Source organism: Kitasatospora sp. NPDC054795 (assembly GCF_053611565.1).
In genome coordinates this window covers 1-14316 of record NZ_JBSHAP010000112.1, presented here as the reverse complement: position 1 = coordinate 14316, position 14316 = coordinate 1, and the positions used below count along the sequence as shown (strand labels likewise).

Below are 14316 nucleotides of genomic sequence, written 5' to 3'. Positions count from 1 at the left end.
CATGGGAGAGGAATCTCGATGGACATCACGCGGCACCCCGAGAACACCGTGAGCTGGATCGACCTCGGCACCCCCGACATGGAGACGACGACGGCGTTCTACACCGCGCTGTTCGGCTGGACCGTCGCTCCACCGGACCCCAACGGCTACCGGCTCTGCACACTGCGCGGACATCTCGCCGCCGCCTTGGGTCCGGCCGAGGACCCCGGCGCACCCTACTGGACGATCAACGTGACCGTGTCGGACATCCAAGCCACCGCCACCCGCTTCACGAGCTTGGGCGCCCGGATCATCGTGGCGCCCGCCCGGGTCGGGTCGCTCGGCCACGCCGCCGTCGCTCTCGACCCCGTCGGCGCACCACTGTCACTCTGGCAGCCCGGCACCCACACCGGCATGCAGCTGACCCACGAACCGGGAACCTTCGCCGGCATCAGCCTTCTCACCGACCACCCCGAGCGTGCCGCCGCCTTCTACCGACCGGCCCTGCACTGGAGTTCCAACCCCGAGCACACTGAGTTCCGGTTGCCGGACGACTCGACTGCCGCCACCAGCCCGCCGTCAGGCAAACCCACGGCGCAGCGATCACTCTGGCTGGTCAGTTTCGCCAGCAACAGACCCGATGCCGACGCGGAGCGGGCCCGACAGCTCGGTGCGACCGAAGTCCGTCAGGACTCCAACGGAGGCATGGTCCTGCGCGATCCCACCGGCGCTCTGTTCGGCCTCACCCAGCACAACCGACAGCTCCGCCTCCGTCCCAACGCGCTGCCCAGGCAATCGCGCACCACGTTGTAAGAAGTCCTCCCGTCCGGTCGGCGGGCGGAGACGGATCCGGCCGTTTCGGACTCCGTCCGTCCCGGGCCGTGTTCTTCGCGCACCGACCGGGGCGGACCCGACGGGCCGTCGGATATCGTGCACGGCCATGGGAGCACTGATAGTTGTCCGGCACGGTCAGACCGAGTGGAGCCTGTCGGGCCGGCACGCCGGGCGCACCGACGTGGCGCTGACCGATTGCGGGTGAGGCCGCTGCCAGGGCGCTCGCTCCGAGGCTGGCCGAACGTCGTCCGGTCGCCGTGTTCAGCAGCCCGCTGAGCCGTGCGATGCGGACGGCCGAGCTCGCGGGTCTGACCGGTGTCCGGCCCGATCCGGACCTGGTGGAGTGGGACTACGGCGGCTACGAGGGCATGACCGCCGAGCAGATCCAGGAGTCCAGGCCGGGCTGGGACCTGTGGCGGGACGGCGTCGTTCCCGGGGACGCCGTCCATCCTGGCGAGCGGCTCCAGCAGGTGGCCGCGCGCACGGACGCGGTGCTGGACCGGATCCGGCCGCTGCTGGACCAGGGGGATGTCGCCGTGGTCGCTCACGGCCATCTGGCGCGAGTGATCACCGTGCGCCGGCTCGGGCTCGACGCGTCCGCCGCCCGCCTGCTCGGCCGCCCGCACCCGGGCTCTCTCGGCTTCCTGGCCGTTGAGCACGGGCAGCCGGTCATCTCCGCCTGGAACGTCCCGTAACGCAGGGCCGGCGTCGCGCCCGCTCGGCGTCGCGCCCGCTCGGTGCCGCGGCCCGGCCCGGCCCGGCCCGGCCCGTCCCGGCCCGTCCGGCCCGGCGAACCTCTGCCGTTACGGCGTCAGTCCTCCCAGCACATCGCGGTGATCACGATGGTGAGGGCCAGCCAGCCGACGATCGGGACGGTGAGGGTGAAGGCGAAGGACCACTGCAGCGCGATCAGGAGGAGGCTGCCGGCGAAGGCGAAGACGGAGAGGAACAGGCAGGCGACGGCAGGGAGGAACCAGCCGTCCCAGCCGCGCCGGAGCAGGGTGTGGATGGCGAGCAGGGTTCCCGCGCCGACCAGCAGGGCCAGTTCGAGGAAGGTGAGCCAGGGGACCTCGGTGACCGGGGAGCGGGTGGCCCTGGTGGGATATCTCCACGACGTGGCCGTTCCACAGGGTGAGGTCGACGTTGTCGCCGCTCCGGACGCTGCCGAAGAGGCCGTCGGAGACGGCGTAGGTGTCGGTGGGTGCCGCCTCGCGGGAGACGGTCACCTCGTAGTGGGGGGAATCCTCGTTCGAGCCGGCTCTCCTGTCCGTCACCCGGCCGGTCTCGTGGGTGGTGCAGTCCGTGGCGGTGGCGGTGGCGGTGGCGGGTGCGGTACAGGCCGGGGCGCCGCGGTAGGCGGTCGCCGCGTCGAAGGCGTCGACGAACCAGGAGAAGCCGAGGGCGACGGAGGCCAGACCGGTCAGGACGAGCAGGACCCGGGCCACGACTCGGGCGGCGGGGCGGCGCTTCCGAGGGTGGGAGGGGCCGTGGGGGCGGGGTGGCGGCGTTCGTACGGGCGGTGCCGGGACGCGGTCGGCCACGGCCGGGGCTCCGTCGACGGGTGCGGGGCCGGGCTCCTGTGGCTCGTCGCCTCCGGCGACCTCGATCCGCGCGTCCATCGCTCTCCCTCGGCCGTCCCGGGCGGTTCCCGGATCCAGCCGGATGATGGCAGGGCTCGACGGTCGCGAGGGAGCAACCGGAGGAGTTTGTCACCGACTTGTCGAACTCGGCCGGTCAGGGGCCGGCGGCCGGGGGAACGGAAGGGGGCGGGGACGGTCAGGGCAGCAGCAGGCCGGCGAGCTCGTCCAGCAGTTCGGCGACCCTGCGGGCCCTCGCCGGGTCCGGGACGGCCTTGGCGATGACCGGCTCGGCGGGCCGGTCGACATGGGCGCGGATGGCGCGTCGGGCGCGGTCGGAGACGGTCAGCAGGGTGCGGCGCCCGTCGGCCGGGTCGGGCGCGGCGTCGAGCAGGCCCTGTTCGCGCAGCCGGGCGACGGAGACCGAGACGTGGCTCTGGGCGAAGCCGGTCCGGACGCGGATCTCCTGGACGGAGGTGGCGGGGTGCCGGTACACGTCGGCGATCACGGCGATCTCCCCGGGGGTGAGGTGCTCGGAGGCCGGGTCGGTGATCAGGGCGCGGCCGAGTTCGGTCAACCGCTTGCCGAGCCTGAGGAGTTGCACGCCGTCCATGCCCGACAGAATACATCTTCACCGATGCATCGGTGGCGATGTAGATTGCCGGGCATGACGACCTCCGAACCGCTCAGCCCGGTCTCCCGCACCGCCCTGTCCGTCGCCCGGGTGCGGGCCTACGAGAGCTCCCGCCCCGACCCGCTCTTCGTCGACCCGTACGCCCTGGCGTTCGTCACCGCCGCCGGCCTCGAACCGGCCCTGTCCGGCCCGGTCAGCAGCCTCGCCAGGGGCCTGGTCACCCACGGCATCCTGCGCACCCGCTTCTACGACGACCGGCTGCCCGCCGCCGGCGCCGACCAGGTGGTGCTGCTGGCGGCCGGCCTGGACACCCGGGCGTACCGGCTGGACTGGCCGGCCGGCACCCGGGTGTTCGAGCTCGACCTGGGCCCGGTGCTGGCCTTCAAGGAGCAGGTCCTGGACGGGCTCGGCGCCGTGCCGCGGGCCGGGCGCACCGCCCTGGTCGCCGACCTGCAGGACCCGGGCTGGCCGGAGCGGCTGGTCGCGGCCGGGTTCGACCCGGCGCGGCGCTCGGTCTGGCTGGCCGAGGGGCTGCTGGTCTACCTCACGGCCGAGGAGGCGGCCGGACTGCTCACGGCGGTCGGCGGGCTGGCGGCCCCGGGCAGCCGACTGCTGCTGGAGCAGGGCCGGGACGTGAGCCGCACGCCGCACGACCCGGCGCTCGCCCACGTGACCGGGCTGTGGCGCGGCGGCCTCGGCCCGGGCACCGACGGATGGCTCGACCGGAACGGCTGGACCACCGGCATCACCACCCTGGTCCGGCTCGGCGAGGACTACCGGCGCCCGCTGCCGGACCCCTCCACCACGACGGCCTTCATCGAGGCCGTACGGCGGGAGGTGCCCGGCGGGGCCGCTCAGTCCTGATCGGCCTTGCGGTCGGACAGCGGCGGGGGGTACGAGCCGGGGAGGGCCGGTCGGGGCCCGACCTGGCGGGTCGGCGGCGGGGCCCGGTGGGTCGGGGGCGGGCCGGACGGCACGGCGATTCCCGGGGGAAGGTCCGGTCCGCCGCCGGTGCCGAGGCCGAAGACGCCGCGGTCGTCGTCCTCCCAGTCGAAGCTGTCGTCCATGAGCTTGTTCTGGGCGATCGTCACCATGATGATGAGGTCACTGTCGAAGCCCTCCTGGTTCACGTCGGCCCGGAACAGGTGCTCCGCGTCGGTTCGGCGCGTCCAGTTGCGGCGGAAGACCTCGCGCACGCCCGCCCAGAGCGCGTCGTGCTCCGGCCCGTCGGGCGGGTCGTCGCTGCAGCTGGGGAGGATGACGCCGGTGACAGGGTGGTTGTGCTCGTCGAAGGCGCGCAGCGCGGAGCGGTAGCGTTCGTGCCCGACCACCCTCGGGTCCACCAGCAGGATGCTGACCTGGTTGTCCTCGCGGGCCTGGTCGAGCCTCTCGTTGAGGCTGTCGTCGATCTCCTCCAGGGTGGTGGTGTGTCCGGCGCGCGTGATCACCTGCTGGGCGCGGGCCGCCAGGGACACCAGGGACGCCGGGGACGCCGGGGACGCCGGGGACGCCAGGGTCGGCTCGGTGGCTGGGCGGTAGGGAGCCCAGTGCCAGGGCTTGGAGCCGTAGTGGCCGCCGCCTCCGGAGCCGGCCTCCGAGGCGAGCCCGGCCGCGATGAACAGCCGCACCCTGCCGGACGAGAGGGTGGGCCCAGGTGCTGTCGGCTTCGGGAAGTAGCCGCGCACGGCGCCGAGGTCGAACCCGGGAAGTTCGCCGAGCCGACGGGAGGCCGCGTCCCGGACCCGCTCCGCGACCACCCGGACGACGTGCTCGTACGCCCCGCCCTGCCCGCTGCGCAGCAGCGCCCGCAGGCCGTACCGGGCGTAGGCCTCGCCCATGTCCGGCTGGGCCCACTGGATCTTGTTGACCTCGTCGGCCAGGTCGCGCTGCTCGACGGGCTCCCACAGCACCGGGATCAGCGCCGGAATCTGCTCCCCGGTGTTCTCGTGGTGGCGGCGGACCCGGCCGCGGAAGGCGGTCCACTCCTTGCCGCAGTAGACGCTGGCGAAGTAGGCCGGGGAGTACAGCGCGACCATGGTCCGGCTGCGGCCGAGCATCGTGGCCAGCCGCTCGGCCCACTCGTCGCCCACGCGCAGCTGCACGGTGTCCCGGAAGGCCAGTTCCTCGACCTGCCCGTCCGTGCCGACCAGCAGCCCGAGTTCGTCCCGCAGGTCGGTGAAGAACTGGTCGAGGAAGGCGTCCCCGGCCTCGAAGTCCCGCCGTGCGTAGCTGAAGAAGAAGTACGGGCGCTGTGCCTCGCCGGAGGCGCGGTCGCGTCCCGGGGGGAGCGCACTGTTCCGCAGCGGGGCGCTCCGGCGCCTGGTCGGCGGGGGCGTGGCGGCGGGCGGGCGCGGCGGCGCGGCCGGGGCGGGCCGCCCGCCGCTCAGCAGGGCGAGGGCGTCCGGGCTGACCAGGGCGAACGCCGGCCCCTCCGGGGCCGCTCCGGGGCCGGAGCCCGGGGTCAGGGCGGGGAACGTCTCCCCGGCCGAACCGGCGTGCTGCTCGATGTACCCGCCCACCCGGTGCAGCAGGTCGACGGTCTGCCAGGCCGCCGACCGCGGCAGTGTCCGCAGCAGGACCTCCCGTACGCCCGGCCGGAAGGCGTAGTGGCCGTCGGCGCCGGGCAGGGCGGTGAGCATCCCGCTGAGGACGAGTTCGGCGAGCTGCTGCGGGCGGGGGCGCGGCTCGACGGCGGCCTGGACCAGCCGCATGACCGGCAGGTTCGGGACACCGACCGCCAGGTGCCCGGCGAGCCGGAACGCCTCCGGCGAGGCCACCGCGCGGAACCGTAGAACCAGGTCCTGCGCGGACAGGTCGTCAGGGTCCTCGCTCGCGGGTGCCGCCGGGCCCGTCGGACGGAGCCGGGCGGCCGCGCCGGGCACCCGGCCGGTGCGGCCGGCCACCAGCTGCGCCCAGTGCGCCAGCCAGCCGTCGGTGGGCTCCAGGACCGGTATCGGCGTCCCTTGCTCCACGCCGTCCTCCCGGTAGGGCGTGAAGGCCAGGCTCGCGTTGGGGACCACCTCCCCGGGTGTGGAGAACAACCCGGCGGTCGCGGGCAGGGCCGTCCGCCGCCACATCCGTTCGGGCAGCGGCTGGACGACGGCCGTGGGCATGGTGGCGGCCCGGTCGCGCAGCGCCCGGTGCCACGGCCCGGCCGTGCCCTCGGGGGCCCACCACTGCGGCCCGGCGCAGTCGCTGACGACCAGCAGGGCGGTCCGGTCCGGTCGGGCGGTGGGGATCCGCAGGCGGAGGGGGGTTCCGGCGGGCGGTACGCGCAGCAGTCGGACCGTCCGGAAGAAGCCGGTCTGGGCGGCGAGGTGGCGCAGTTCCCGTGCCAGTGGCCGCCAGACGGTCATGGTCGGGCCGTCGTCGAAGGCGATCACCAGGTCGAGCCAGGGTTCGGTCGTGCGGCGCAGGACCGGGAGCCAGAACCTCGGCATGGCGTCGTGCGCGGCGATCCGGTGGACGGTGCGGATCTCGTCGAGTTCCCAGCCACGGGTGGTCGGGACGCGGCGGGCCAGTGGTCTCAGGGCTCGTTGGAGAGGGAGGGGGCGGCCGAGCAGGGGCGGGGCCGGGGTGCGGAGCGACAGGTGGGGAGCGGCCTCGGTGGCGGGTCGCGGGTCGGCGGTCGCCGGCTCCCGGGCGTGCAGGGGCGAGGGGGCGCGGCCGTCGGCGGGGTCCGGGAGGTGGTCGGCTTCGCCGTCCGCGCCCTGCCCGGTCGCCGACTCGGGGGACCGTCGGCCGGAGCCGGGAGAGCTGTGGCACGCGAGCCAGAGCAGCTCGGCCAGTTCGGTCGGTGAGGGGTGGTGCCCCGAGGCCCGGGCGAGGACCGCCGCCAGCCCGGTCAGGCCGGTCGGAGCGGCGGCCCCGGGAGGCTCGGCGGGTTCCTCCGGCCCGCCCTCAGAGGAACTCATCGCCGCCGTTCTCCGGTCCGAGGTAGGCCATCAGGTGTTCGGCGAGTTCGTCGCGTGAGGCGGTGTCCAACCCGGAGGCACCGGTGAGGTAGATGGCGTTGAGGAGCTGGTCGGTGGCGAGTTCACCGGCCTCGGCGCGGGCGAGGAAGCGGTCCAGCAGCCGGCGGGCGTTGTCGTCGAGCTCGCCGAGATGGGCGCGGACGATCTCCTCCAGCTGTTCCTGCCCCGGCCGGGCGAACCTGAGGGTGACGCACCGCCGCAGGAAGGCCGGCGGGAACTCGCGCTCGCCGTTGCTGGTCAGCACGACGAACGGGAAGGCCCGACAGCGTACCCGGCCCCGCCGGACCGGTACCCGCCGGTCGCTGCCGTCGATCATCACCGCGGCCTCGGGGGTGCTGCGCGCGGCGCGCACCAGTTCGGGGATCTCGTACCAGCCGCCCTCCAGGATGTTCAGCAGGTCGTTCGGCAGGTCGAGGTCGCACTTGTCGATCTCGTCGATCAGCAGCACCCGCGGCTGCTCGTACGGCAGCAGTGCGGTGCCGAGCGGGCCCAGCCGCAGGTGGTCCTCGACCGCCTCGTCCGGCGCGGGACCGCCCGGCGCGCCACCGTTCGGTCGTTCACCGGCCGCCCGGCTGGCCGCGTAGAGCCGGGACAGCGGATCGTAGCTGTAGAGTCCGTCCTCCAGTGTGGCGCGGCTGGTGATGTTCCAGCGCAGCACCGGACCGAGCGACAGCTCGCGCGCCACCGCGTACGGCAGGCTGGACTTCCCGCTGCCGGGCGGGCCGGTGACCAGCAGCGGGCGGCGCAGGTACAGGGCGGCGTTGACCAGCTGGACGGTCGATTCCGTGGGCCGGTACGTGCGCGCCCGATGGTCCTGCTCGGGCGAGGCCCCCGCTTCCTCCCGCGGCGGGTCGAGGACCGGCCCGCCGTCGAAGGTGCGCCACGGCGGTGGGGAGGGCAGCAGGCGGATGCGGTCGTGCGGCTCCGAGGCGCCGGTGAAGACGGGCCAGAGGGTCATGCGGGTCCTCTCCAATGCTCCTGGCCGACCGGTGACCGCCGGTACCCGCCGGGCTCGGGAAACCAGCGGGGATCCTCCCACAGCAGGGTCAGTCCCCGGGCCCAGTGGGCCGTTTCGCCGTCGTGGACGAAGGCGCTCCGGCGCAGTGCGTGCACGTACTCGGGCAGCTCGGCCGGAGCGACGGTCGCCAACTGCTCGACGAGCAGGTCGAGGAATCTGTGCCCGGCGCAGCTGTCGGCCGCCTCGGGCCCGTGGGTGCCGCTGCATCCGGTGCGCGGCCAGACCACGATGGGTACGGCGGCGTTCAGGCTGGCGGCGAGCAGCCGCCTGGTGTCGGCCAGCTTCGGCGGGCGGCCGAAGCCCACCGGGTCGTGGGTCGAGCCGAGCCGGACGGCCAGGCGGTCCGCGGTGTGGGCGCTTCCGCAGTCGATCCGGTGGACGACGGACGAGGTGAGCCGGTCCAGGTTCTCCCACTTCTGGTGCAGTCTGAACTGCAGCGCACCGCTGCGCCGCCGGTCGATGTCCATCAGTACGACGGGGGAGAAGCAGCCCAGGGGCGTGCTGTCGTCCTTGGCCCGGTGCCATTCGTCGAGCGGCTGGTTGAGCCACTCCCGGGGGACGGCGAAGGCGATCAGGGCGCTGCCCCGGCGGTCGAGTTCGTGGAACGCGGCGTCGATGTGCTCCAGCACGAAGGCGCGGATCCGGGCCTTTGGCAGCGTCCGGGTGCCGACCACGTGGCGGTGTCCGGCGCGGAACGCGGAGATCTCGACCACGAACGACCCCGTCCCCGAGCCGCTGCGGTCGACCTCGACCAGGATCGGCGACCAGCGGGGCCGGGGCGGGGGTCCGGGCGGCGCGGCGTCGGCCTGTCGCCGGTACCGGTTCAGCCAGTGGCGCAGCGAGCGCTGCGCCGCGGTGTCCTCGGTCCGTGCGGCGAGCGCCTCGGCCAGGGACGTGACCGGGCACTCGCCGGGCGCCGCCACGACCTCGGACAACAGGTACCAGGCGAGGTCCCAGTAGGAGTCGAACTCCCGGGCGGGGTGCGCCGGTCCGAGCGGGCCGACCGCGTCGGCGTACAGGGTGTCGAGCTCCCCGGGCCGGGCCGGCTCGCCCATTCCGACCAGGGTGGTGCGCAGCAGACGTTTGGCGTCGGCGGTGAAGCCGTGGGTCGGGACGAGTTCGGCGGCGGGCGGCCAGTGGCGGGCGATGACGTGGGCGGGGATCATCCGGCCGCTGCGGATGTCGGAGGACCTGGAGGCGGCGGAGACCATGCCGACGACCCGGCCGGTGCCCTGCACGACGGCCGCGGCGCCGCTGAATCCGCGGGCCAGCGGCTGGCCGTTGGGCGTCCAGGCCTCCAGCTGGATCCACTCGCCCGCGATCAGCTGGTCGGCGGTCACGCGGAACTCGGCGAGGGTTCCGCTGTCGTAGCCGCGCGGGAAGCCGTAACCGAGCAGCTTCGGTGCCGGGTGGGCGTAGGCCTCGTCGAGCGCGGCGAACCGGGCGGGTTCGACCGGGACGACGGTGTCCAGGAGCAGGACGGCGACGTCGCCCGGGTCGTCGACCTTGCCGTTCCAGCCGCCGGGTTCCACCACGGTGGCGCCGACCGGCCCGAGGTCCGGCCGTCCGACGAACACCACCTGCGCCCGGCGGTCACGGTCGACCACGTGGGCGCAGGTCAGCACTTCGCGTGAGCCGACGAGGAATCCGGACCCGGTCTCGCCGCCGCAGGTGATCCTCACCTGCCAGGCTGCGGTGGGCACGTCGGGTCAGCTGTCCTCGCCGTCGGTCCCGTGGTCGTCCAGGGCCGGAGGCTGCTCGACCGGACGGTGCTGCTCGGGCCTCCAGGAGAGCTTCACCACCAGGTGCCCCTCCAGGCTGCTCTTGGCGATCACCGCACCGGCTTCGGTGGTGAGCTTGACGCCGAACTCGATCTCGACCGTGTCGGGCTTCAGCCGCCCGTCACGGAAGACGCTCAGCGCCGACTCGGCCGCACTGTGGATGCCCTGCAGCGCGTGCTCGAAGGTGCGGCCCGCCTGGACGATGGCACCGTCCCCGCGGGCGACCAGTTCGAGGCCGGGCCCCTCGTCGTCGACCTCGATGACCACGTTCGCGCCGCCGTCGGTCCGGAATTCGACCAGCGAATCCACTGGATGCCCCCTGTTCAGACCTGAACCCCCGTACGTACGTCGGACAGTATGCCGCTTCCGGGGGCGCGCGGGCAGCCGATCGGAATCATGAAGTCGTCCTTCTCGTAGTGATCTTGACGGAGGATCACACACGGTCGGCCGGCCGCGGCGGCCAGGCGCCCGGGGTCAGGACGCCGGTGGTGTAGGCCCGGGCGACCAGGGCGGTGCGGTTGGGGACGCGCCAGCGCCGGGTGAGCCGGGCCAGGTGGTAGTTGACCCCGTCCGGGGTGACACCGATCTCCCGGGCGATCTGCGCCGTGGTGTCGCCCCGGGCCGCCGCGGCCAGGATCCGGGCCTCGACCGGGCTGACCTCGACCTGTGGGCCGGGAGCCGGGGCGGCGGCCGCGGGCTGCGCCGCCCGCAGCGACAGCAGCAGGCTCGGGGTCTGCTCCGGGGTGTCGCCGACCAGGTCGACGGTCATCTCGCCGTGCCGCTCGCGGCCGTCGGCGGACGTCCAGGAGACCCGCGCCGGGTACTGCGAGCGGCGGTGCAGCCGGACGGCCTCGGTGAGCGCCTCAAGAGTGCCGGTGTCCCGCAGGGTGAAGAACTCCAGGATCCTACGGTTGTGCAACTGACCTGGCAAACGGCCGAATTCGACCGCCATGGCGCGGTTGACGATCAGGATGCGCCCGCCGAACTCGCACACCGCGATCGGCAGGGGCACGTGGTCCAGCAACCGCAGCGCCCGGTTGCGCCAGATCACCGCCGCTTCCCGCGGGCTGTCCGGTACCGGGCCGCAGCCCTCGGTCGTCCGCATCCGCGATTCTCCTTCCCCGGGGCCGGCGCTGACGGTCCGTAGCAAGCCCGTAACCGACCCGGGCACTACACAATCATGTAGTGATCGCGGCCCGCACCCCCTCCCGGTGGGCGCACAGTGGTGGGAGACGAAAGTTTCCTGCCGTGGGAGGGGCACACCGATGACCGAGACCGTGGAGCGCACGACCGAGGACGAGCGGGCGGCCGGGGGCGAGAGCCGGGCCGTCCCCCTGGTGGACATCTCGGCGATGCCGCCGGCCGCCGCCCCGGTGCTGCGCATCATGGAACTGGCCAGAGAGCACGGCCCGGCCTTCGTCCAGCGACTGCACGGCCGGGACACCCTGGTCGTCAGCGGCCTGGAGCTGGTCACCGAGCTGGCCGACGAGACCCGGTTCACCAAGTCGATCGGCCCGGCCCTGGAGAACGTCCGGCAGTTCACCGGAGACGGCCTGTTCACCGCCTACAACGAGGAGCCCAACTGGGCCCGGGCGCACGACATCCTGATGCCCGCCTTCGCGCTCGGCTCGATGCGCACCTACCACCCGGTGATGCTGCGGGTGGCCCGCCGGCTGGTCGACTCCTGGGACCGCCGGGAGGCCGCCGGACAGCCGGTGGACGTGCCCGGCGACATGACCCGGATGACCCTGGACACCATCGGCCTGGCCGGCTTCGGCTTCGACTTCGGCTCCTTCGAGCGGGACGAGCCGCACCCCTTCGTCGAGGCGATGGTGCGCTGCCTGGAATGGGCGATGACCAGCCTCACCCGCGACCCGGAGACGGACCACCGCGAGCGCGACACGGCCTTCCGCGCCGACTCCGACTACCTGGCCGCCGTGGTGGACGAGGTGATCGCCGCCCGCGCCGAGGAGGACGTCCAGGGCCCGGCCGAGGACCTGCTCGGCCTGATGCTCGGTGCCGTCCGCCCCGCGGACGGCACCCGGCTGGACGCCGAGAACATCCGCAACCAGGTGATCACCTTCCTGATCGCCGGCCACGAGACCACCTCCGGCGCGCTGTCCTTCGCGCTGTACTACCTGGCCAAGCATCCGGCCGCGCTGCGCGAGGTGCAGCGGGAGGTGGACGAACTCTGGGGCGACCAGGCCGATCCCGAGCCCTCCTACGAGGACGTCGGACGGCTGCGCCACACCCGCCAGGTGCTCAACGAGGCGCTGCGACTGTGGCCGACGGCGCCCGCGTTCAGCCGGGAGGCGCGCGCGGACACCCTGCTCGGCGGACGCATCCCGCTGCGCGCCGGGGAGACCGTCCTCGTCAGCACGCCGCTGCTGCACCGCGACCCGGCGTGGGGCGACAACCCGGAGCTGTTCGACCCGTCCCGGTTCGACCCGGAGTACGAGGAGAGCCGCTCCCCGCACGCCTTCAAGCCCTTCGGTACCGGCGAACGCGCGTGCATCGGGCGGCAGTTCGCGCTGCACGAGGCCGTCATGCTGCTCGGCATGCTGGTGCACCGATACCGGCTGATCGACCACGCCGACTACCGGCTGACCATCAAGCAGACGCTCACCATCAAGCCCGACGGGTTCACCCTCGGCCTCGTCCGGCGCACGCCCGCCCCGGCCCTTGACGCCTCCCGCGCGGACTCCCTCGCCGCCGCCGCGCCGACGGCGGTCGACCGGCAGGCCGGACCGGCCGCCGGGCGGCCTGGACGGGTCCGGCGGGGCACCGGGCTGCTGCTCCTGCACGGCTCCAACTACGGTGCCTGCCGGGAGTTCACCCGGCAGCTCGCGGAGGCCGCCGCCGACCTCGGCTGCGAGACCGCGACCGCCCCGCTGGACGCGTACGCGGACGGCCTGCCCACCGACCGGCCGGTGGTGATCACCGCCGCCTCGTACAACGGGCAGCCGACCGACGACGCGGCCCGGTTCGTCCGCCGGCTCCAGGAGTCCCGGGAGGGCGGCGGGGCCGAGGGCGTCGAGTACGCGGTGCTCGGCATCGGCGACCGCACCTACGCCGCGACCTACCAGCGCGTCCCGGCGCTGATCGACGACCGGCTCGCCGAGCTCGGCGGCACCCGGTTGCTGGCCCGCGCCGAGGCCGACGCCTCCGGCGACCTGGCGGGCACCGTGCGGCAGTTCACCGGGGCGCTGCGCGAGGCCCTGCTGGCGCGGTACGGGGACGCCGACGCCCCCGCCGGGGAGCAGTCGGAGGCCGCGTACACGGTGACCGAGGTGACCGGCGGCCCGCTGGCCGCGCTCGCCGCCCGGCACGACACGGCGGAGCTGACCGTCACCGCCGTCGGCAGCCTGACCGACCCGGCCTACCACCGGGTCAAGCGGCTGGTCCGGCTGGCCCTGCCGGAGGGCACCGGCTACCGGACCGCCGACCACCTCGCCGTGCTCCCGGCCAACGACCCGGTGCTGGTCGAGCGCGCCGCCAAGCTTTTCGGCGCCGACCCGGACACGGTGCTGAACATCGTGGCGCACCGGCGCACCGGACTGGCCGTCGACCGCCCGCTGACCGTCCGCGAGCTGCTCACCCGCCACGTCGAGCTGCAGGACCGCCCGAACGCCGAGCAGTGCGCCGCGCTGGCGGCGCTCAACCCCTGCCCGCCCGAGCAGGCCGCCCTGCGGGCCCTGCCCGACGACGACCCGCGCACCCTGCTGGACCTGATCGAGGACCACCCGGCGCTGCGGGAGCGGCTGAGCTGGCCGGTGCTGCTGGAACTGCTGCCGCCGATCCGGCCGCGGCACTACTCGATCTCCTCCTCGCCCACCGGCGACCCCGGCCAGGTGGAGCTGATGGTCTCGGTGCTCAGCGCCCCGGCCCGCTCGGGCCGGGGGACCTTCCGGGGCGCCGGATCCGGCTACCTCGACCGGGTCGCCGTCGGCGACACCGTGCTGGCCCGGGTCCAGCCCTGCCGGGAGGCGTTCCGGATCGGCCACCGCACCCCGGTGGTCATGATCGCGGCCGGCACCGGCCTGGCACCCTTCCGGGGCGCCGTCGCCGACCGCCGGGCGCTGCTCGCGCGGGGCGCCGCCCTGGCCCCGGCGCTGCTGTACTTCGGCTGCGACGACGAGGCGGCGGACTACCTGCACCGCGGCGAGTTGGAGGCCGCCGAGCGGGCCGGCGCGGTCTCGCTGCGGCCCGCCTTCAGTGAGCGGCCCCAGCAGGGGCGGCGCTACGTGCAGGACCGGATCGCCGCCGAGGCGGCCGAGGTCCGGGAGCTGCTGGAATCCGGTGCCGAGGTGTACGTGTGCGGCGACGGCGCCCGGATGGCGCCGGGCGTCCGGGCGGCCTTCCGGGCGCTGTACCGGGAGCGCACCCCGGGCGCCGACGAGCAGCGGGCGCAGGCGTGGCTGCAGGGGCTGATCGAGGCCGGCCGGTACGTCGAGGACGTGTACGCGGGCTGACGCTCGCGCGCCGGGGACGGCCGTGGGCCCGCCGCACAGGTGCGGCG

9 protein-coding genes and 1 pseudogene are annotated in these 14316 nt (G+C 74.3%); 4 read left to right on the top strand and 6 right to left on the bottom strand.

Annotated features, from left to right (window positions below):
• Positions 1–18: 18 nt before the first annotated feature.
• Positions 19–792, top strand: coding sequence for a VOC family protein (locus tag ACWGJO_RS31600; RefSeq protein ID WP_452188973.1), 774 nt, complete (start codon positions 19–21; stop codon positions 790–792).
• 127 nt (positions 793–919) lie between these two features.
• Positions 920–1508, top strand: a pseudogene (locus ACWGJO_RS31595) (histidine phosphatase family protein).
• Positions 1509–2589: 1081 nt separating this feature from the next.
• Here ACWGJO_RS31595 and ACWGJO_RS31590 read toward each other — a convergent pair.
• The gene (locus tag ACWGJO_RS31590) at positions 2590–3003 is read right to left on the bottom strand and encodes a MarR family winged helix-turn-helix transcriptional regulator (RefSeq protein WP_452188971.1); all 414 of its coding nucleotides are present in this window, start codon (positions 3001–3003) and stop codon (positions 2590–2592) included.
• A 54-nt stretch (positions 3004–3057) separates the two neighbouring features.
• Between ACWGJO_RS31590 and ACWGJO_RS31585 the strand changes: the two genes are divergently transcribed.
• The gene (locus ACWGJO_RS31585) at positions 3058–3888 is read left to right on the top strand and encodes an SAM-dependent methyltransferase (RefSeq protein WP_452188969.1); all 831 of its coding nucleotides are present in this window, start codon (positions 3058–3060) and stop codon (positions 3886–3888) included.
• Here the strand turns inward: ACWGJO_RS31585 and ACWGJO_RS31580 are convergent.
• From ACWGJO_RS31580 to ACWGJO_RS31560, 5 genes are all read right to left on the bottom strand, one after another.
• Positions 3879–6938 carry a TIR-like protein FxsC gene (locus tag ACWGJO_RS31580; protein ID WP_452188967.1) on the bottom strand — a complete coding sequence of 1020 codons (3060 nt, stop codon included), beginning with the start codon at positions 6936–6938 and terminating at the stop codon, positions 3879–3881. The genes ACWGJO_RS31585 and ACWGJO_RS31580 overlap by 10 nt on opposite strands.
• The gene (locus tag ACWGJO_RS31575; RefSeq protein WP_452188965.1) at positions 6925–7956 is read right to left on the bottom strand and encodes an AAA family ATPase; all 1032 of its coding nucleotides are present in this window, start codon (positions 7954–7956) and stop codon (positions 6925–6927) included. The genes ACWGJO_RS31580 and ACWGJO_RS31575 overlap by 14 nt, the downstream gene beginning before the upstream one ends.
• Positions 7953–9719: a VMAP-C domain-containing protein gene (locus ACWGJO_RS31570; RefSeq protein WP_452188963.1), complete on the bottom strand. Its 1767-nt coding sequence runs from the start codon at positions 9717–9719 to the stop codon at positions 7953–7955. Before ACWGJO_RS31570 ends, ACWGJO_RS31575 begins: the two co-directional genes overlap by 4 nt.
• A gap of 6 nt (positions 9720–9725) precedes the next feature.
• Positions 9726–10106 (bottom strand): CU044_2847 family protein, encoded by a 381-nt coding sequence (locus ACWGJO_RS31565; RefSeq protein ID WP_452188961.1) that lies wholly within the window; start codon positions 10104–10106, stop codon positions 9726–9728.
• Positions 10107–10230: 124 nt separating this feature from the next.
• A complete protein-coding gene (locus ACWGJO_RS31560) occupies positions 10231–10902 on the bottom strand; it encodes a helix-turn-helix transcriptional regulator (RefSeq protein WP_452188959.1) in 672 nt (223 codons plus the stop codon).
• 160 nt (positions 10903–11062) lie between these two features.
• Between ACWGJO_RS31560 and ACWGJO_RS31555 the strand changes: the two genes are divergently transcribed.
• The gene (locus ACWGJO_RS31555) at positions 11063–14269 is read left to right on the top strand and encodes a cytochrome P450 (protein WP_452188957.1); all 3207 of its coding nucleotides are present in this window, start codon (positions 11063–11065) and stop codon (positions 14267–14269) included.
• The last annotated feature ends 47 nt before the right edge of the window (positions 14270–14316 follow it).

Bases quoted from the DNA above. Each gene is read 5' to 3' on its own strand.
- ACWGJO_RS31600 (WP_452188973.1), top strand. From the start codon at position 19: ATGGACATCACGCGGCACCCCGAGAACACCGTGAGCTGGATCGACCTC.
- ACWGJO_RS31590 (WP_452188971.1), bottom strand. From the start codon at position 3,003: ATGGACGGCGTGCAACTCCTCAGGCTCGGCAAGCGGTTGACCGAACTC.
- ACWGJO_RS31585 (WP_452188969.1), top strand. From the start codon at position 3,058: ATGACGACCTCCGAACCGCTCAGCCCGGTCTCCCGCACCGCCCTGTCC.
- ACWGJO_RS31580 (WP_452188967.1), bottom strand. From the start codon at position 6,938: ATGAGTTCCTCTGAGGGCGGGCCGGAGGAACCCGCCGAGCCTCCCGGG.
- ACWGJO_RS31575 (WP_452188965.1), bottom strand. From the start codon at position 7,956: ATGACCCTCTGGCCCGTCTTCACCGGCGCCTCGGAGCCGCACGACCGC.
- ACWGJO_RS31560 (WP_452188959.1), bottom strand. From the start codon at position 10,902: ATGCGGACGACCGAGGGCTGCGGCCCGGTACCGGACAGCCCGCGGGAA.
- ACWGJO_RS31555 (WP_452188957.1), top strand. From the start codon at position 11,063: ATGACCGAGACCGTGGAGCGCACGACCGAGGACGAGCGGGCGGCCGGG.